General features: G+C 73.5%; 13 protein-coding genes. 8 read left to right on the forward strand and 5 right to left on the reverse strand.

Annotated elements, in window-relative coordinates:
- The first annotated feature begins 17 nt into the window (after positions 1 to 17).
- From ACFY00_RS34265 to ACFY00_RS34290, 6 genes are all read left to right on the forward strand, one after another.
- The gene (locus ACFY00_RS34265; protein ID WP_388037113.1) at positions 18 to 1,310 is read left to right on the forward strand and encodes a hypothetical protein; all 1,293 of its coding nucleotides are present in this window, start codon (positions 18 to 20) and stop codon (positions 1,308 to 1,310) included.
- Positions 1,311 to 1,562: 252 nt separating this feature from the next.
- Positions 1,563 to 4,442 carry a leucine--tRNA ligase gene (gene leuS, locus ACFY00_RS34270; RefSeq protein WP_388037116.1) on the forward strand — a complete coding sequence of 960 codons (2,880 nt, stop codon included), beginning with the start codon at positions 1,563 to 1,565 and terminating at the stop codon, positions 4,440 to 4,442.
- Between the two features lie 318 nt (positions 4,443 to 4,760).
- On the forward strand, positions 4,761 to 5,534 hold the full coding sequence (locus tag ACFY00_RS34275; RefSeq protein WP_388037119.1) for a hypothetical protein: 774 nt from the start codon (positions 4,761 to 4,763) through the stop codon (positions 5,532 to 5,534).
- Between the two features lie 118 nt (positions 5,535 to 5,652).
- Entirely contained in the window at positions 5,653 to 6,597 is a 945-nt protein-coding gene (locus tag ACFY00_RS34280; RefSeq protein ID WP_388037121.1) for a DegV family protein, read from the forward strand.
- A gap of 112 nt (positions 6,598 to 6,709) precedes the next feature.
- The gene (locus ACFY00_RS34285) at positions 6,710 to 7,864 is read left to right on the forward strand and encodes a helix-hairpin-helix domain-containing protein (RefSeq protein WP_388037123.1); all 1,155 of its coding nucleotides are present in this window, start codon (positions 6,710 to 6,712) and stop codon (positions 7,862 to 7,864) included.
- 465 nt (positions 7,865 to 8,329) lie between these two features.
- Positions 8,330 to 11,104: a ComEC/Rec2 family competence protein gene (locus tag ACFY00_RS34290; protein WP_388037126.1), complete on the forward strand. Its 2,775-nt coding sequence runs from the start codon at positions 8,330 to 8,332 to the stop codon at positions 11,102 to 11,104.
- A 132-nt stretch (positions 11,105 to 11,236) separates the two neighbouring features.
- On the opposite strand, the gene ACFY00_RS34295 is transcribed toward ACFY00_RS34290, so the two are convergent.
- Positions 11,237 to 11,500, reverse strand: coding sequence for a hypothetical protein (locus ACFY00_RS34295; protein ID WP_388037129.1), 264 nt, complete (start codon positions 11,498 to 11,500; stop codon positions 11,237 to 11,239).
- 152 nt (positions 11,501 to 11,652) lie between these two features.
- Between ACFY00_RS34295 and holA the strand changes: the two genes are divergently transcribed.
- Positions 11,653 to 12,648 carry a DNA polymerase III subunit delta gene (gene holA / locus ACFY00_RS34300; protein ID WP_388037132.1) on the forward strand — a complete coding sequence of 332 codons (996 nt, stop codon included), beginning with the start codon at positions 11,653 to 11,655 and terminating at the stop codon, positions 12,646 to 12,648.
- A 508-nt stretch (positions 12,649 to 13,156) separates the two neighbouring features.
- Here the strand turns inward: holA and rpsT are convergent.
- Positions 13,157 to 13,420 carry a 30S ribosomal protein S20 gene (rpsT, locus tag ACFY00_RS34305; RefSeq protein ID WP_345697010.1) on the reverse strand — a complete coding sequence of 88 codons (264 nt, stop codon included), beginning with the start codon at positions 13,418 to 13,420 and terminating at the stop codon, positions 13,157 to 13,159.
- 164 nt (positions 13,421 to 13,584) lie between these two features.
- On the reverse strand, positions 13,585 to 13,890 hold the full coding sequence (locus ACFY00_RS34310) for an antibiotic biosynthesis monooxygenase family protein (RefSeq protein ID WP_388037135.1): 306 nt from the start codon (positions 13,888 to 13,890) through the stop codon (positions 13,585 to 13,587).
- Between the two features lie 104 nt (positions 13,891 to 13,994).
- On the opposite strand from ACFY00_RS34310, the gene lepA reads away from it, so the two are divergent.
- On the forward strand, positions 13,995 to 15,863 hold the full coding sequence (lepA, locus tag ACFY00_RS34315) for a translation elongation factor 4 (protein WP_388037138.1): 1,869 nt from the start codon (positions 13,995 to 13,997) through the stop codon (positions 15,861 to 15,863).
- Positions 15,864 to 15,973: 110 nt separating this feature from the next.
- Here the strand turns inward: lepA and ACFY00_RS34320 are convergent, their stop codons facing one another.
- Entirely contained in the window at positions 15,974 to 17,041 is a 1,068-nt protein-coding gene (locus ACFY00_RS34320; RefSeq protein ID WP_388037140.1) for an NAD(P)/FAD-dependent oxidoreductase, read from the reverse strand.
- A gap of 81 nt (positions 17,042 to 17,122) precedes the next feature.
- Positions 17,123 to 18,043 carry an RNA polymerase sigma factor SigJ gene (gene sigJ, locus ACFY00_RS34325; RefSeq protein WP_388037143.1) on the reverse strand — a complete coding sequence of 307 codons (921 nt, stop codon included), beginning with the start codon at positions 18,041 to 18,043 and terminating at the stop codon, positions 17,123 to 17,125.
- Between the last annotated feature and the right edge of the window lie 206 nt (positions 18,044 to 18,249).

Raw genomic sequence — 18,249 nt, forward strand, 5'->3', positions numbered from 1 at the left:
GCCGCTACCGTCGTGCCATGGCCGACCTGGTGCGGAAGCGGAACGACGAGCTCGCCCGGATACTCCACCAGCTCGGCTGGAACCCGGAGCGGCTGGCCCGCGAGGTGAACGCGGTGCTCCCGAGCAGCATGGCGATCAGTTCCACCGCGCCGTACAAGTGGCGCGACCGGGGCATGGTGCCGCGCTCGCCGCACGACCAGACCGTCTGCGAGGTGCTGGGCCGCAGCGTCGGCATCGCCGTCACCTACGAGCAGCTCTGGGGGCAGATGGGCTCCCGCCGGGGCGCGAAGATGCTCTCGCCCCGGTTGCTGACCGACCCGTGGACCGCGGACACCGCACAGACCGCGCTCCGCGAGGCGGGCACCGACGGAGCCCCGGTGCGACTGACCGACCTGTTCCGCGGCGACGAGCTGGAGCAGGCGGCCCGGCACTGGGCCTCCCCGCCCCCGCCGGTCACCGGCGGGGAGGGGGCGCTGCGGATCGCCCCCGAGCAGCTGGCCGACCTGCGGCTGTCCCACGACTCCAAGCAGCGGCTGGAACGCACCTACGGCGGTGGCCTGATCCTCGACCTGGCCAAGGCCGAACTCGCCATGGTGGGAAAGCTGTTGGAACTCGGCAGCTACGACGAACCGCTCGGCCGCGAGCTGTACGGGGCGGCCAGCCGACTGGCCCGGCTGGTCGGCTGGGCCAACTACGACATGGGCAACGACGCCGCCGCGCAGCGGGCCTTCGTCGCCGCGCTGCGGGCCGCGCACGTCTCGGGCGACCCGCGGCTCGGCGTCGGCGTGGTGGGCTGCCTCGCCGTCCAGGCGACGTACAACTCCGGCGGGCGGGGGCTCGATCCGGTGGCGATGCTCTCCACCGCGCTGCGCGCCGCGGACGCCGTGCTGACGCCGCGCGAGCGGGCCCTGCAGTTGGGGCGGATCGCCAGGGCGCACGGCCGCAAGGGGGAGCAGATCAGCGCGGAGGCCGTCGCCGAGCGGGCGTTCCGGGTGCTGGAGGGAGTGGAGGGGCACGGGCAGGAGCGGGCCGACCTGGAGGGCATGGTCGGCGAGGGGTTCCTGTTGCTCGGCGAGCACGAGCGGGCGCGCAGCCTGCTGCTGTCCTCGATCGACTCGCTCTCGGTGGAACGGGCCCGGGCCAAGGCGCTGTTGATGGTGCGCCTCGCCGATTCCTACCGCCGCACCGGCGAGCGGGCCGAGGCCGAGCGGACCGCGGACCGGGCGCGGCAGCTCGCGGCGGGCATGCAGTCGGCCCGGGTGGCACGGGCCCTGCGGGACTTCGACACCGCGATGCGCGCGGAGGCGTAGCGGTGGGCGGAGGCGTAGCGGCGCGCGGAGGTGCGGTGGCAGGCCGGGCGGGGGGTTGACGTGCTGAGGGGAAAGGGGGTTGAGGGGGTGCGGTACCCTGAGCCCATGCGAACCGTGCGCCTGCTTCTTAGGCGGCCGCGCTGACCAGGACCGGCTCGAGGGCCGGAGTCGGCGTGGCGTCCCCTCCTGCGGAGGGGTTTTCTGCTTTCTACGGCCTGTTCGCTGACTGATGACGATGGAGCTTGAAGGACCATGAGCGAGACGACCCCAGCTTCCGGCGCGGCCGAAGCCGCCACCGAGCCTTTCCGCTACGGCGCCGCGCTGGCTGCCGAGATCGAGTCCCGCTGGCAGGACCTGTGGGAGAAGGAGGGGACGTTCAACGCCCCCAACCCGACCGGCCCGCTGGCCGACGGGACGTCCGTCGCCGCGAAGCCGCACAGCTTCATCATGGACATGTTCCCGTACCCGTCGGGCGCGGGCCTGCACGTGGGCCACCCGCTGGGCTACATCGCCACCGACGTGTACGCCCGCTACCAGCGGATGACCGGCCACAACGTGCTGCACACCCTGGGCTACGACGCCTTCGGCCTGCCCGCCGAGCAGTACGCCGTCCAGCACGGCGTCCACCCGCGGGTGTCCACCGAGGACAACATCGCCAACATGCGCCAGCAGTTGCGCCGGCTGGGCCTGGGCCACGACTCGCGCCGCTCGATCTCCACGATCGACCCCGACTACTACCGCTGGACGCAGTGGATCTTCCTGCAGATCTTCAACTCCTGGTACGACGAGGACGCGGCCAAGGCCCGTCCGATCGCCGAGCTGGTCGCCCAGTTCGAGTCCGGTGAGCGCGAGGCGCCGGGCGGTCGCGCCTGGGCCGAGCTGTCCGGCGTCGAGCGCGACGAGGTGCTGGGCGAGTACCGGCTGGCGTACTCCAAGGAGGTGCCGGTCAACTGGTGCCCCGGCCTGGGCACCGTGCTGGCCAACGAGGAGGTCACCGCGGACGGCCGCTCCGAGCGCGGCAACTTCCCGGTGTTCAAGTCCAACCTGCGCCAGTGGATGATGCGGATCACCGCCTACGCGGACCGCCTGATCGGCGACCTGGACCTGCTGGACTGGCCCGAGGCGATCAAGCTGCAGCAGCGCAACTGGATCGGCCGCTCCGAGGGCGCCCGGGTCGACTTCGCCGTCGGCGGCGACACCGTCACCGTCTTCACCACCCGCCCCGACACCCTGTTCGGCGCCACCTACATGGTGCTGGCGCCCGAGCACGCCCTGGTCGACGCCGTCGTCCCGGCCGAGTGGCCGGCCGGCACCCGTGACGAGTGGACCGGCGGCGCCGCCGACCCGGCCACCGCCGTCGCCGAGTACCGGGCGGCGGCCGCCGCCAAGTCCGACGTCGAGCGCCAGGCCGACGCCAAGGTCAAGACCGGCGTGTTCACCGGTGCCTACGCGACCAACCCGGTCAGCGGCGAGCAGATCCCGGTGTTCATCGCCGACTACGTGCTGATGGGCTACGGCACCGGCGCGATCATGGCCGTCCCGGCGCACGACAGCCGCGACTTCGCCTTCGCGCGGGCGTTCAACCTGCCGATGCGCTGCGTCGTCCGGCCCACCGACGGCCGCGGCGAGGACCCGGACACCTGGGACGACGCCTTCGACGCCTACGACTCGGTGCTGGTCAACTCCGAGCGCGACGGCATCTCGCTGGACGGCCTGTCCGTGGTCGACGCCAAGGCCAGGATCACCGCCTGGCTGGCCGAGCAGGGCATCGGCGAGGGGACCGTCAACTACCGCCTGCGCGACTGGCTGTTCAGCCGCCAGCGGTACTGGGGCGAGCCCTTCCCGATCGTCTACGACGAGACCGGCGCGATGCACGCGCTGCCCGAGTCGATGCTGCCGGTAGAGGTGCCGGAGGTGGACGACTACTCGCCGCACACCTACGACCCCGACGACGCCGCGTCCTCCCCGAAGACCCCGCTGTCCCGCAACGAGGACTGGGTCAACGTCGAGCTGGACCTGGGCGACGGCGTCAGGACCTACCGCCGCGAGACCAACACCATGCCCAACTGGGCGGGTTCGTGCTGGTACGAGCTGCGCTACATCGACCCGGTCAACTCCACCTCGGTCGTCGACCCCGCCAACGAGGCCTACTGGATGGGCCCGACCGCGGAGAAGCCGGCCGGCGGTGTCGACCTGTACGTCGGCGGCGCCGAGCACGCCGTGCTGCACCTGCTGTACGCCCGCTTCTGGCACAAGGTGCTGCACGACCTGGGCCACGTCTCCTCGGTCGAGCCGTTCCACAAGCTGTTCAACCAGGGCATGATCACCGCGGACGTCTACCGGGACACCCGCGGCTTCCCGGTGCCCGCGGCCGAGGTCGTGGACCCGGAGGGCAACGGCCAGTACTTCTGGCAGGGCGAGCCGGTCCGCCGCGAGGCGGGCAAGATGGGCAAGTCGCTGAAGAACGCGGTCGCCCCCGACGAGATCGCCGACGAGTACGGCGCGGACACGCTGCGCCTGTACGAGATGGCGATGGGCCCGCTGGACGTCTCCCGGCCCTGGGACACCCGGGCCGTGGTCGGCTCGTACCGCTTCCTGCAGCGGCTGTGGCGCAACATCGTCTCGGAGGTCACCGGCGAGCTGGTGGTCACCGACGAGGAGCCGGACGAGGCGACGCTGCGCGCGCTGCACAAGGCGATCGACGGCATCCGCGGCGACATGGCGGGCATGCGGTTCAACACCGCCGTGGCCAAGGCCATCGAGCTGAACAACTTCCTGGTGAAGCGCGGCTCCACGCCGCGGTCGGTGGCCGAGCAGGTCGTCCTGCTGATCGCCCCGCTGGCGCCGCACATCGCCGAGGAGCTGTGGCGCCGCCTGGGCCACGAGCAGTCGCTGGCCTTCGCGGACTACCCGGTGGCCGACCCGGCGTACGTGGTCGACGAGACCGTGACCTGCGTCGTGCAGGTCAAGGGGAAGGTGAAGGCCCGCCTGGAGGTCGCGCCGTCCATCTCGGACGCCGACCTGGAGGCGCTGGCCCTGGCCGACCCGACCGTGGTCGCGGCCATCGGCGGCGCCCAGGTGCGCAAGGTCATCGCGCGCGCGCCGAAGCTGGTCAACATCGTCACCGGCTGACGGGACCCGGGCCGACGCGCCGTCGGCCAGCCGGGGCCGGTCGTTCCCGTCGAGGGGCGGCCGGCCCTTCGACGTGTGCGGATGCGGTCGGGCCGACCGCCGGAGGAGTGCGAACAAGGTGGCTCCGTTCTTCGGGGAAATGCGCCCGGGTATCAGGGAGATCGCTTGGGGACATCCCTGAGCTGTCCCTGATCTCGGGCGGGAGGGGCGCCCACGGCCTGCTGTCGACCGCCGCTCCGGGCTACGGTGGAGGTCCGGCGGACAAGCGGACCGCAACGGGCGGTTCAAGGTCGGTCACGGGCGGAAGGTGGGCTCCCGATGGAAGCGCTCGGTGTGGTGGTGGCGCTGGTCGCGCTGTTCGGGGTCGCGCTGCTGGTGATGGCTGTGGTCGGAACGGTGAAGGCGGCGAAGGCGATGGCGGCCAAGGTCGACCGGCACAGCGCCAACGCCCAGCGGGCGATGGAGAACGCCGCCCTGAAGGCGAAGAGCATCACCAGGCCGGGAGAGCAGGGCCGGATCGCCGCGCTCCGGCTGTCCCTGCGCACCGCACTGGACTCCACCCGCCAGGTCCTGCAGTCCGGCCTGCCGCAGGACGGCCAGCTCGGGGACGCCCTCCAGTTGCTCACCCGCCTCGACTCGCACGCCGCGGAACTCGATGCCGAACTCCGCATGCTGGAACGCGAGCCGATCAGCGGCCGGGTCGCCGCCAAGCTCCCTGAGCTGCGCGAGCGCGCCGAGCGGATCACCCACTCCGCGGACTCCCTGCGATGGGCCGCCCAGGACCGGATGCGCCGTTTCGCCGACGACGAGCTCGCCCGGCTCGGCAAGGAGTGCCAGGACGAAGCCGGAGCGCTGCGCCACTGGACCCCGGCCGAGCCCGCCGCCGAGGGCACGGCCGGGGCTGCGGACTTCCTGAAGGGCCCCCAGGGAGCGGCCGCCGCTGCCGCCGAGGAGCCCGTGGACCGGAGGAAGGGGCTCGGTGCCGGCCGCCCGACCAGCGCCGAGGAACTGCTCGGGCTGGCCGCCGAGCCGCTCTCCCGCCTCGCCGACCGCCTCCGCAAGCCGAACCCGGCGGGACCCAACCGCCCCTGACCCCGCGTCACGAGGTGGTCGCCGTCCGTGTTCGGAGAAGTTACCCGGCGCATTCGGGGGCAAACCATCGAACTGCGGGCGCTGTCCTCCCGGCCCGGCGGCGGGTAACCTCCGGCTCATGCCCGGCCACCTCGCACTTGTCACGGATTCCACCGCGTACCTGCCCCAGGAGGCGGTGGACCGGCACCGCATCCGCGTGGTACCGCTCAGCGTCGCGGTCGGTGACGGGGTCTTCGCGGAAGGCGTCGAGATCTCCCCGAAGGACGTCGCCGAGGCCCTGCGTTCCAAGCAGCGGGTGACCACTTCCCGCCCCAGCCCCGAGACCTTCGCCGCCGCCTACCGGGCCGCCGCCGAGGCCGGTGCGCGGGGCATCGTCTCGATCCACCTGTCGGCCGAGCTCTCCGGCACGGTGGAGGCCGCCCAGTTGGCGGCCTCCACCGTGCCGATCCCGGTCCGGGTGGTCGACAGCCGGCTCGTCGGCATGGCCCTGGGCAGCTGCGTCCTGGCCGCCGCCGAATCGGCCGAGGCCCTGGACGCGGCCCGGGTCGGTTCGGGGGGCTCGGACGCCGGGAGCGCTGCGGCGGGCGGCGGCGGAACGGGCGCCGGGGCCACCGGGGCGGACCTCGACCTGGTGGTCGCCGCCGCCGAGAGCCGGGCCGCCGGCACCGCGGGCTTCTTCTACGTCGACACCCTGGAGCACCTTCGGCGGGGCGGACGGATCGGAACCGCCCAGGCACTGGTCGGCTCCGCGCTGGCGGTGAAACCGCTGCTGCACCTGGCCGGTGGCCGGATCGAGCCGCTGGAGAAGGTCCGCACGGCCTCCCGGGCGATCGCCAGGCTGGAGGAGATCGCCGTCGAGCGCGCCGGGCAGCAGCCGGTCGACATCACCGTCCACCACCTCGCCGCCGAGCAGCGGGCCGAACCGCTGGCGGAGCGGCTGCGGGACCGGGTCCCCGGCCTGCAGGGGCTCTACGTCAGCGAGGTCGGAGCTGTCATCGGTGCGCACGTCGGCCCCGGCCTGCTGGCCGTAGTGGTGTCTCCGATCATCGCATCGTCGCACTGACACGGGCTGGAATCACCCGTTCGAGCGACAGGAGTTATCCACAACCCCGAGTTGTCCACAGGGGCGGACGAATTCTCCGACGGCCCGTCGGGGCCGTTCTACTGTCCTCGCCATGAGGACCATCACCACACCCCAGACCCGCCGACGCCAGACCACCGAGACCGCCCGGGCCCGCCTCGACCGGCTCTTCCCGACCGACCCGCCCACCGCCCCCGACGACCACCTCGAACCTCACCCCGGAAGCGCCGCAGAACCGGCCCCGCGACTGGGCCACGGCGCGGAGAACGCCGGGGCGGCGGCGCCGGAGGACGACCCGGGCGGGCCGCCGGAGGCCGGACGCGGCGTCGCCGGGCCCGCTGAACCGGCCGAGTCGGAGTCGGTGGCTGCGCCCGCGCGGGCCGCCCCCGACCCCGGCGCCGCGGTCGCCCGCACAACCCCCTCCGGCCACGGCGGCACCGACTCGCCACCGGAACGGGACCCTCCCGCCGAGGAGCCCGCCCCGGACGGGGCTGCCGCACAGAAGCCCTTCACACCCTTCGACCCCCCGGACGACCACTGGGCCGACAGCCTGTCGGACCCGGATCCGCCGCCCGTGCCCCGACCGGTTCCGAACCCTGTCGCCGTGCCTTCCACCGCCCCGCCGAAACTCCCGCTGCGGTTCCGCCTCCCCGCCGCGTACGCCCTCGACCGCCGGGCCGTGCTCGGCCTGACCGTCCTGCTCGTCCTCGCCACCGGCTACGCCGTCCAGCACTTCTGGCTGGCCCGGCCGCACCCCGTCGCCGTCCCGACCATCGCCACGGCGGAAGCCGTTTCCGACCGGGCCGAGGAAGGAGCGCCCGTACCCCCGTCGACCAGTCCACCCCTCGTCATCGACATCGCCGGGAAAGTCCAGAGCCCCGGCCTGCGAACCCTCCCCGCGGGTTCACGGGTCGCCGACGCGCTGACCGCCGCAGGCGGACCGCTGCCCGGCGCCGACACCGGCCTCCTCAACCTCGCCCGTCCACTCACCGATGGAGAACAGATCCTCGTGGGCACCGACCCCCTGCCTGGTGGTGCGGTCCCGGCCGCCCCCACGGGCCCCGTGAGCCTCAACCACGCCGGGGCGGAGCAACTCGACTCGCTCCCCGGTGTGGGACCCGCCCTGGCCCAGCGCATCCTGCAGTACCGCCTCACCCACGGCCCCTTCCAGTCGCTCGACCAACTCCGCCACGTCCCGGGCATCGGACCGCGGAAGTACGAAGACCTCAAGCCACTCCTGACCCTCTGACCTCCTGACCCCGCCGGCTTCCGGACCGACCGCCAGGTCGACCCCGGTCCGCTCTCCGCGACCCCTCATGAGGAGGTGCCACCCGCCCGACAAGCCGCTGCGCCATGTTGTTCCCGGTCGGCAGGGCCGCCGCCTGCCGACGGGGCGCACCGAGCCACCGTCCCGACCCGCCGCGGCCCCACTTCCCGTCGTGCCCGCCTGCAGCGGAGAAGGGCGCCCCACCGCCCGATCCCGCGCTCTGTCCGGGCCTCAGCTCCCGCGCCGAGGCCGCCACGAGAACACCCGTCCTGCCGATCGGAGGCCGTGCCCCTGCCGCCAGCCCCTGCCGCTCCGTGCGCGGCGATCAACCGCTCTGCTGGGCACGTCCGTTGAAACCCGCCCGCTGCCTCCACCGCCACCCGCACGATGCCGACCGCCGCCACCCGCACGATGCCGACCGCCGCCCATGCCGAGAGGAGGTACCCGATGGCGGCCACACCTCCCCGCACCCACCACCGGACCGACTACCGGCTGATCCTCCCGGCCTGCACCGCATGGGCGGTCGCCGCCGCGGTCCTCGGCCTGGGTCCCGACCGACATCCGACACTGCTCGTGGCCGCACTGGTGGCCGCGGCGGTCTCCCCCGCCCTGCTCCGCACGAAAGGACCGCGCCGTTCGCTCCACCGCCTGACCGCCGCCGTCCTGCTGACCGCTGCCGCGGCGGCCACCACCACCGTCCTGCACACCGCCGACCTGCACCGGGGCCCGCTGCCCGCGCTGGCCCGCCCACCCCTTCCGCCGACCGCGCCACCGTCCACCCGGGCCGGGCAGCAGGCCGACGGCGACGAGCGAGGTGCGACGGAACCGGCCGAGGAGAAACCCGCCAACCCCGAGGTCACCGTCGAGTTGACCGTCACGGGCGATCCGAAGCAGCACGACCCGCACACCCGGGGCAGCTCGCTGTCCCGCCCCACCCTCACCGTCGCCGCCCTCGTCACCCGAATCCGCACCCACCCCGCCTCCGGGGGTGACCCCGCGTCGCCGCCGACAGCCACCCGCACCCCCGTCACCCTGCTGATCCGCTCCCAGGAGGACTACCCGTGGCAGCAGTTGACCCCTTCCACCGCACTGGAGTTACGAGCAGAAGTACTGCCGGAACAACCGCAGGCCGCGGGCGGGTCGCGAGGGGGACGCCGTACCGACAGCGCGGCGCTGCTCGTCCCGCAGGGGCCGCCGCGTCTCATCGCGCCGCCGAACCTCCCGCAGCGTCTCGCGGCCCACCTCCGCAAAGGGCTCCGCGACGCCTGCGACCACCTGCCGCCGGACACCCGGGGGCTGCTTCCCGGGCTGGTGGTGGGCGACGTGTCCGGACTGCCCGACGACCTGTCGGACGCCTTCCGGGCCACCGACCTCGGTCACCTGGTCGCGGTGAGCGGCGCCAACCTGGCGATCGTCCTGGCCGTCCTGGTCGGTGGCGCACCGAGCGAACCCGACACCCCCGCCCGCGGCGGCCTGGCCGGGCTGCTTGGCCTCTCGTTCCGGACCACGGCCCTGCTCGGAACCGCCCTGACGCTGGCCTTCGTCACCGTCTGCCGACCCGACCCGAGCGTGCTCAGAGCCGCTGCCACCGGGTTGATCGGACTCCTGGCCCTGGCCACCGGCCGGCCGAGGAGAGGCGTCCCGGCACTGGCCGGTGCGGTCCTGCTCCTGGTCCTGACCGACCCGTACCTGGCCCGTTCGTACGGGTTCCTGCTCTCGGCGCTGGCCACTGCCGGGCTGCTGGTGCTCGGCCCGCGGTGGACGGCGGCGCTCCGGGCCCGACGCTGGCCGCACCACCTGGCGTCGGCGGTCGGTGCCACCGCGGCGGCGCAGGCGTTCTGCTCGCCGGTCACCGTGCTGCTCGCGCCCCGGATCAGCCTGGTCGGGGTGCCGTGCAACCTGCTGGCCGAGATCGCGGTCGCCCCCGCCACCCTGCTCGGGTTCGGTGCGCTCGCGATCGCACCCCTCTCGAAGGGCGCGGCGGAGTTCCTGACGGACCTCGCGGCGCTGCCGGTCGGCTGGCTGGTCACCGTCGCCCGGCGCGGGGCGGAACTGCCGGGGGCCGAACTTGCCTGGCCCGCCGGGCCGTTCGGTGCGGTCCTGCTGGTGGTGGTGATCGTGTCGCTGGTCTGGGCGCTACCGCCGCTACTGGCCGACCGACGGCTGCGGCACCGTCGGAGCAGGGCGCTGGTCGCCCTCGTGGCCGCCCTGCTGCTGCCGCTGGTGCTGTTGCGTCCGCCGGCCGTCGTCCGGCTGGCGACCGGCTGGCCCGCACCGGGTTGGCGGCTGGCGGTGTGCGACATCGGACAGGGCGACATGACGGTGCTGCCCGTCGGGCCGGAGAGTGCCGTGGTGGTGGACGCCGGGCCGGATCCCAAGGCGGCCGACACCTGCCTGCGGAGCCTCGGCGTGGTCCGAGTCCCGCTGTTGATCCTGACCCACTTCCACGCCGACCACGTGGAAGGCGTCCCAGGAGTGCTGCGCGGTCGGTCGATCGGTGCGATCGAGGTGACGAACACGGAAGAGTCGGACGGCGAACGGTCCCGGGTGCTCCGCTGGGCGGCGGCCGACGGCATCCCGGTGGAGCACGCGCAGCGCGGTGAACGGCGCACCGCCGGTGCGGAACTGGCCTGGGAGGTCCTGTGGCCGACCTCGCCCCCGGCAGCCGACGCCGAGGGGCCGAACAACTCCAGCATCGCGATCCTCGCCGTGCTCGGCCCGTCCGCAGCCCCGCTGCGAGTCGCCCTGCTCGGAGACCTGGAACCCCCGGCCCAGGCTGCGGTGCTGGCCCTCGGCGAACCGCCCCGGCCCTTCTCCCGGGCGCCGGAGGAAGGAACGAACGGTGGCGGTGGTGTGCCAACTCCCCCGGCAGGCAAGGAGGAAGAGCCCGCAGCCCGGACAGGGCGGACGGTGGATGCCGACCGGAGTGCGGCCCGGAGCGGTCCGGGGCCGCCGGGGGTGGGGAGGGTGGACGTCCTCAAGGTGGCGCACCACGGGTCGGCGAACCAGGACTGGTCGCTGATGGCCGCGCTCCGTCCGCGGCTGGCCCTGATCTCCTGCGGGGCGGGCAACCCGTACGGGCATCCGGCACCTCGGACCCTCGCCGGGCTGAGGGCGCTCGGTGCGACGGTGGTCCGGACCGACCGCTCCGGGGACATCGCGGTCCTGGGCGACGCGCGGACCCTGGCCGTGGCGGCGCACCCGCACCCGGGTCACGGCTGACCGCCGGGACCGGGGGCGGGCACCGGAGCGGTGGGCGGTGGGGGGAACGCCCGCCCGAACGGGTGGGGCACCTCGTTCGGGCGGACCGGTGAGCGTCGTGGGTGGTCGGTCGGGTGGTGGGAGGAGCGAGCGTCAGCCCTGTTCCCGCCAGCCGTCCTGTTCGGCGACGAGCTGGTCGAGCTCGGTCAGCAACCGGGTGGTCCAGCCCTCGTCCTCAGGGGCCTCGACCACCACCAGCCACTGGGCGTCCTCGGCGTCGTCCTCCCCGGCGAGGGACTCCCGGACCACTTCGACGTCGCCCAGCTCGGGCCAACGCACGCTCAACTCCTCAGCAACCTCTTCCGCCGCATCGCGGTCGGGGAGGACGAGCAACTGACGGTCATTGTTCTCGATCACGTCATCATTTTCCTCAGCCCCGGGGCAGGCACGGCATCGGCCCCGGCTCCCGGCCGGGGTGCGGACACGCGTGCGGGAAAGGAGCGGGAGGATGATGGGGGAAGGGCCGTGGCGCGGTGGGCTGTCGTCGCGGCGTGCGATCCTGGTATGCGATGGCCAGGAAGAGTGCACCCGACGACCTGCTCGCCCCGCTGACCGTTGCGGTCGGCCAGGAGGAGCTGCTGCTCGACCGCGCGGTCGCCGAGGTGGTGGCCGCGGCGCGGGCGGCGGACCCGGAGACGGACGTCCGGGACCTCGCGCCGGGAGCCCTGCAACCGGGCCAGTTGGCGGAGCTCACCACGCCCTCGCTCTTCGCCGAGCGGAAGGTCATCGTGGTCAGGGCCGCGCAGGACCTCTCGGCCGACTCGGTCAAGGAGGTCAAGGCGTACCTGGAGTCGCCCGTCGAAGAAGTGATCATGGTACTGGTGCACGCGGGCGGCGCCAAGGGCAAGGGGCTGCTGGACGCGGCGAAGAAGGCGGGCGCCCGGGAGGTCGCCTGCGCGAAGCTCACCAAGGCGAACGAGAAGCTGGCCTTCATCCGCAACGAGTTCCGCACCCTGGGGCGGGCCGTCACCCCCGAGGCCTGCCAGGCGCTGCTGGACGCGCTGGGCAGCGACCTGCGGGAACTGTCCGCCGCGTGCAGCCAGTTGACGGCTGACGTGGAAGGTCCGATCGACGAGACGGCGGTCGCCAAGTACTACAGCGGTCGCGCCGAGGCGACGGGCTTCGAGGTGGCGGACCTCGCGGTGACCGGCCGGGCCGCCGAGGCCCTGGAGCGGCTGCGCTGGGCCCTGGCCGTCGGCCAGCCGCCGACCGGCATCACCTACGCACTCGCCTCCGGCGTCCGCAGCATCGGCCGACTCGCCTCCGCGGGCCGCAACCTGCGGCCCGGCGACCTGGCGCGCGAACTCGGCATGCCGCCCTGGAAGATCGACCGGGTGCGCCAGCAGATGCGCGGCTGGACCGGCGACGGAGTGGCCGCCGCGCTGACCGCCGTCGCCGAGGCCGACGCCGCCGTGAAGGGCGGCTCCGACGACCCCGCGTACGCGCTCGAGCGGGCCGTCGTCGCCGTCGCCCGCGCCTCCAGGGCCGGGTCCCGCTCCTACTAGCAGTTGGCACGGGGCCGGGGGAGGGCCTCCGGGGCGCTCCGCGCCGGGCCGACGGGAAACAGGGGAACCGGACGGGCGCGGGGTCGGCCGACGTGGCAGGTCGCGCCGACCCGTGGGACGGGCAGGCGCCGGCTGAGGTCGTTGACGGCCCGGGACGCCGGGCGCCGAGGCACTGGGGCGTCGGGGCACTGGGGTGGGCCCGGGCGTCGGTCCGGCCGGTGGAGCCGGAACGCCGACTGCCCGCCCGGGAGGCCCGGGCGGGCAGTGGGGTGAGGGCCCGCGCGGGGCGCTCTCACCGTGGAGCTGTGAAGCTGGTGTACCGCACCCGCGTGGCGAACGCAGGCCGCGTGCGGTACGGGTCGTGCTGCTCGTCGGAGCTCCGGGTAGAGGGCCGGGGCTCCGGGAGCGGGTGGTCGGCGGTGGCGGGTAGAGGGCCGCGGGGTCACGCCGACCGGGTGGTGCCGAGGGGCACCGGGCGCACGGCGGGGCCGTGCGGGAAGGGCCTGGGTCAGGCGGCGGCGTTGACGCGCTTGGTGATCGCCGACTTCTTGTTGGCGGCCTGGTTCTTGTGGATGACGCCCTTGCTCACGGCCTTGTCGAGGGCCTTGGAGGCGGCGCGGGCGAGCTCGGTGGCCTTCTCGGTCTCACCGGCGGCGGCGGCCTCGCGGGCCTTGCGCAGGGCGGTCTTCAGCGAGGACTTGACGGCCTTGTTGCGCAGGCGCGCCTTCTCGTTGGTCTTGTTGCGCTTGATCTGGGACTTGATGTTCGCCACGAAAGAGCCTCAGTCTGTGTGAATCGTTGCTACGACGGGTCGCACTCCGGTTGCCGTCCGGACTGCTGAGAGGGCATGCCGGTGGCGGAGTGCAGCCGCCCACGCTACCAGGGCCGTCCCGGTCGGCCCAAACCGGACCGCGGGGCCCCGCGGCCGACGGCCCGTCAGGCGGTGAGCAGCGGTTCGCCGTAGTGCTCGACGGTCGGGAACGGGTCGTAGAAGTGGTGCAGCAGTTCGCGCCAGCGCCCGTACTCGGGAGAGCGGCGGAAGCCCTCGGTGTGGTCCTCCAGGGTGTCCCAGCCGACCTGCAGCAGGAAGCGGGAGGTGCTGCCCGCGTCCAGGCAGCGGCGCAGTTCGAGGGAGCGGAAGCCGCGCTGGGCGGCGATCAGCGGGCGGGCCTCGGCGAAGGCGGCGAGGAAGGCTCCTTCCTGGCCGGGGCGGACGTCGAGCAGGGCGCTTTCCAAGATCATGGGGCGATCGTCCCGCACGTCCGCTCGGGCGGGAAGGGACCGCGGGCCGTTCGGCATGGGAGGATGGACGGAACCATATTGATCGGATCAGAAATCGGACCAAGGTGCCCGCGACCCCCAGCAACGTGCCAGAGCCCAGCCGTACTGACCCGGCGGTGATCCGCAACTTCTGCATCATCGCCCACATCGACCACGGCAAGTCGACGCTCGCCGACCGGATGCTGCAGATCACCGGCGTGGTGGACCCCCGGCAGATGCGCGCCCAGTACCTCGACCGGATGGACATCGAGCGCGAGCGCGGCATCACCATCAAGTCCCAGGCCGTCCGCCTCCCGTGGGCGCCGCGGTCCGGTGAGCGCGCGGGCACGACGCACATCCTCAACATGATCGACACCCCGGGCCACGTGGACTTCACGTACGAGGTGTCCCGCTCCCTCGCGGCCTGCGAGGGGACCATCCTGGTGGTCGACGCCGCCCAGGGCATCGAGGCGCAGACCCTCGCCAACCTGTACCTGGCGCTGGAGAACGACCTCACGATCATCCCGGTGCTCAACAAGATCGACCTCCCGGCCGCCCAGCCGGAGAAGTACGCCGCCGAGATCGCGCACATCATCGGCTGCGACCCGGACGACGTGCTGAAGGTCTCCGCGAAGACCGGCCTCGGCGTCGAGGACCTGCTCGACCACGTGGTCGAGAAGATCCCGGCCCCGGTCGGCGTCAAGGAGGCCCCGGCCCGCGCGATGATCTTCGACTCGGTGTACGACGCCTACCGCGGCGTGGTCACCTACGTCCGCGTGGTCGACGGCCAGCTCACCAAGCGCGAGCGGATCGCCATGATGTCCACCGGCGCGACCCACGAGCTGCTGGAGATCGGCGTCATCTCGCCCGAGCCCAAGGTCGCCGACGGCCTCGGCGTCGGCGAGGTCGGCTACATCATCACCGGTGTGAAGGACGTCCGGCAGTCCAAGGTCGGCGACACCATCACCTCGCAGAACAAGGGCGCCACCGAGGCCCTCGGCGGCTACAAGGACCCGCGCCCGATGGTGTTCTCCGGCCTCTACCCGCTGGACGGCTCGGACTACCCGCTGCTGCGCGACGCCCTGGACAAGCTGCGGCTGAACGACGCCGCGCTGGTCTACGAGCCGGAGACCTCGGTGGCGCTCGGCTTCGGCTACCGCTGCGGCTTCCTCGGCCTGCTGCACCTGGAGATCATCCGGGAGCGCCTGGAGCGCGAGTTCAACCTCGACCTGATCTCCACCGCCCCGAACGTGGTCTACCGGGTGATCATGGAGGACGGCACCGAGCACACCGTCACCAACCCGAGCGAGTTCCCCACCGGCAAGATCGCCGAGGTGTACGAGCCGGTGGTGCGCGGCACCATCCTCGCCCCGAACGAATTCGTCGGCGCGATCATGGAGCTCTGCCAGTCCCGCCGCGGCACCCTGCAGGGCATGGACTACCTCTCCGAGGACCGGGTCGAGCTGCGCTACACCCTGCCGCTGGCCGAGATCGTCTTCGACTTCTTCGACCAGCTGAAGTCCAAGACCCGCGGCTACGCCTCGCTCGACTACGAGCCCATCGGCGAGCAGTCCGCCAACCTGGTCAAGGTCGACATCCTGCTGCACGGCGACGCGGTGGACGCGTTCTCCGCGATCGTGCACAAGGACAAGGCCTACAACTACGGCGTGATGATGGCCGGCAAGCTGCAGAAGCTGATCCCGCGCCAGCAGTTCGAGGTGCCGATCCAGGCCGCGATCGGCTCCCGGGTGATCGCCCGCGAGACGGTCCGGGCGATCCGCAAGGACGTCCTCGCCAAGTGCTACGGCGGTGACATCTCGCGCAAGCGCAAGCTGCTGGAGAAGCAGAAGGAGGGCAAGAAGCGGATGAAGATGGTCGGCCGGGTGGAGGTCCCGCAGGAGGCCTTCATCGCCGCGCTGTCGACGGACGCGGAGGCCCCGAAGGAGAAGAAGTAGTCTCCGGGGCGCCATGACGCCGCCGGGGGGGGGGGGCCCCCCCGGGGGGGGGGCCCGCCCCGCGGGGGGTTTAGGGCGGCGTTTAACGGCGGGCGTTTGCCGGGCCCGGTTTAAACCCCCGCAACCGGGCCGGCCCGGATGTTGCCCGCCTTGACCAGCCGCCCGGTCGCGCCGGTCAGCACGCGGGGCCGCACCGAGTCGTCGCCGTGGATCAGCTGCACCAGCGCCTCGCCGCGCCCCAGGCTCAGGCACTGGGTGGCGTACCGGTACGAGAAGGGCTTGTCGGTGCGGCCGGTGAGCAGCTTGGCCAGGTAGTGGCCCTGCGGCATCGCGGTGGCGCAGGCCATCCGCAGTTCGCCGATGCCGGGCACCTCGACGGCGGCGGCGTCCCCGATCACGTACACCTCTGGGTGCGAGACCGAGCGCAGGTGGTCGTCGACCAGGGCGCGGCCCTGCGCGTTGACGGCCAGGCCGGATTCGGCGGCCAGCGGCTGCGGCTCCATCGAGGCGGCCCACACCACCACCTCGGCGGGGATCTCCCCGTCCTCGCAGGTCAGGCCGTGCGCGGTGACGGCGGTGACCCGCCGGTGCTCGTCGACCTTCGCCCCGAGGCGGTCGAGCACCGCCAGGACGTGCGCCCGGCCGCGCTCCGACAGCCAGCCGCCGACCTGCCCGGCCGCGACCAGCCGGACCTGCCAGGCCGGGTACGCCTCGGCGAGCTCGGTGGCCAGTTCGATGCCGGTCGCCCCGCCGCCGACCACGGCGAGCGTCCCGGGCGCGCCCCCGGCGAGCCGCCGGCGCAGTTCCTCGGCGCGCTCCGTCGGGTACGCGTGCTCGGCGGCGCCCGGCACCCCGCCCCAGCTGGTGCGGCTGCCGAGCGCGTACACCAGGGTGTCGTACGCCACCCGGTCGCCGTCGGCGGTGACCACCTCGCGGGCGGCCAGGTCGAGTGCGACGGCCCGGGTGGCCCGGTGGGTGACCTTGCGGCCGCGCAGCACCCGGGCGATCTCGGGGCGGGTGACCTGGCGTCCGGCGGCCAGCTCGTGCAGCCGGACCCGGTGGGTGAAACGCTGCTCGGGGGCGATCAGGGTGACCCGGTCCGGGCCGCGACCGATCCTGGCGGCGGCGGACAGCCCCGCGTAGCCCGCGCCGATCACCACGATGTGCTTGCCGGTCATCTCGTCCTCCTCCGTGACCCCGCCGGTTGCGGTTCTGGAAGGGGGACTGGACAGCCCGCCGGAACGTGACCGTGATCCGGGTCACACTTCCTGGAGGTGCCCGAGCTTCTCCGGGTTCACCATCACGTACACGGCGGTGACCAGGCCGTTCTCGACGGTGAACGCCAGGACGCCGCCGACCGTGCCGGGCGCCGCGTACCAGACCGCGCCCGCCTCGCCGTTGACCAGGGCGGGCACCAGCGGGCGGTCGGGGGCGATCGCGCGGGTGGTGAACTTGCGCAGCAGCCGGGTGACGTACGGCGCGCCGTGCACCGGGCGGCGCACCGCGTTGACGATGCCGCCGCCGTCGGCGTGCCAGACCACCTCGGGGTCGAGCATCGACACCAGCGTGGCCAGGTCGCCGCCGGCCGCCGCGGCGGTGAACGCCGACACCACCCGGTGGTGCTCGACCGGGTCGACCGCCGCGCGCCGACCGCCGCCGCGGACCCGGCGGCGGGCCCGGGACGCGAGCTGGCGAGCGGCCTCGGGGGAGCGGTCCAGCACCGGGGCGATCTCGTCGAAGCCGACCGCGAACACGTCGTGCAGCACGAACGCCGCCCGCTCGGCCGGGGTCAGCTGCTCCATCACCGCCAGCATCGCCACCGACACCTGCTCGCCCAGTTCGGCCACCTCGGCGGGGGAGTCCGCGGCGTCCGCCAGCACCGGCTCCGGCAGCCACTCGCCGACGTACGCCTCCCGGCGGGCCCGGGCCGAGCCCAGCTGGTCGTAGCAGAGCCGGGTGACCACCGTGGTCAGGTACGCGCGCGGGTCGGCGACGTCCGTCCGGTCGGCGGACTGCCAGCGCAGCCAGGCGTCCTGGAGCGCGTCCTCGGCGTCGGCGACCGAGCCCAGCAGGCGGTAGGCCACCGCGCCCAGGTAGCGGCGCTCGGCCTGGAAGGCGGCAGCGGCGGCGAGGGCGTCGTCGGTGACGGTGTCGGCGGCAGCGGTGTTCGGATCGGGCACCCGGCCACCGTAGCGCGGCGAACGGCGGTTGCGGCAGGCGGCACTGACCCGGCGTCAGCACCGCGAACGCGGACGCGACGCAAACGCGCCGGGGGGGGGGCCCCCCCCCCCCGCGGGCGGCCCCCCCCCGCCCCCCGGCGGGGCTCGGGCTTATGCGCGTCCACCCCAGCGCTGGACTCCACCGGTGCCGACCGGGCGGTGGGTCT

Origin of the sequence: Kitasatospora sp. NPDC001540 (assembly GCF_042894345.1) — a bacterium.
GTDB lineage: Bacteria > Actinomycetota > Actinomycetes > Streptomycetales > Streptomycetaceae > Kitasatospora > Kitasatospora phosalacinea_C.

Excerpts from the sequence above, each read along its gene's own strand:
- ACFY00_RS34265 (WP_388037113.1), top strand. The coding sequence starts at position 18 with ATGGCCGACCTGGTGCGGAAGCGGAACGACGAGCTCGCCCGGATACTC.
- leuS (WP_388037116.1), top strand. The coding sequence starts at position 1,563 with ATGAGCGAGACGACCCCAGCTTCCGGCGCGGCCGAAGCCGCCACCGAG.
- ACFY00_RS34275 (WP_388037119.1), top strand. The coding sequence starts at position 4,761 with ATGGAAGCGCTCGGTGTGGTGGTGGCGCTGGTCGCGCTGTTCGGGGTC.
- ACFY00_RS34280 (WP_388037121.1), top strand. The coding sequence starts at position 5,653 with ATGCCCGGCCACCTCGCACTTGTCACGGATTCCACCGCGTACCTGCCC.
- ACFY00_RS34285 (WP_388037123.1), top strand. The coding sequence starts at position 6,710 with ATGAGGACCATCACCACACCCCAGACCCGCCGACGCCAGACCACCGAG.
- ACFY00_RS34290 (WP_388037126.1), top strand. The coding sequence starts at position 8,330 with ATGGCGGCCACACCTCCCCGCACCCACCACCGGACCGACTACCGGCTG.
- holA (WP_388037132.1), top strand. The coding sequence starts at position 11,653 with ATGGCCAGGAAGAGTGCACCCGACGACCTGCTCGCCCCGCTGACCGTT.
- ACFY00_RS34310 (WP_388037135.1), bottom strand. The coding sequence starts at position 13,890 with ATGATCTTGGAAAGCGCCCTGCTCGACGTCCGCCCCGGCCAGGAAGGA.
- ACFY00_RS34320 (WP_388037140.1), bottom strand. The coding sequence starts at position 17,041 with ATGACCGGCAAGCACATCGTGGTGATCGGCGCGGGCTACGCGGGGCTG.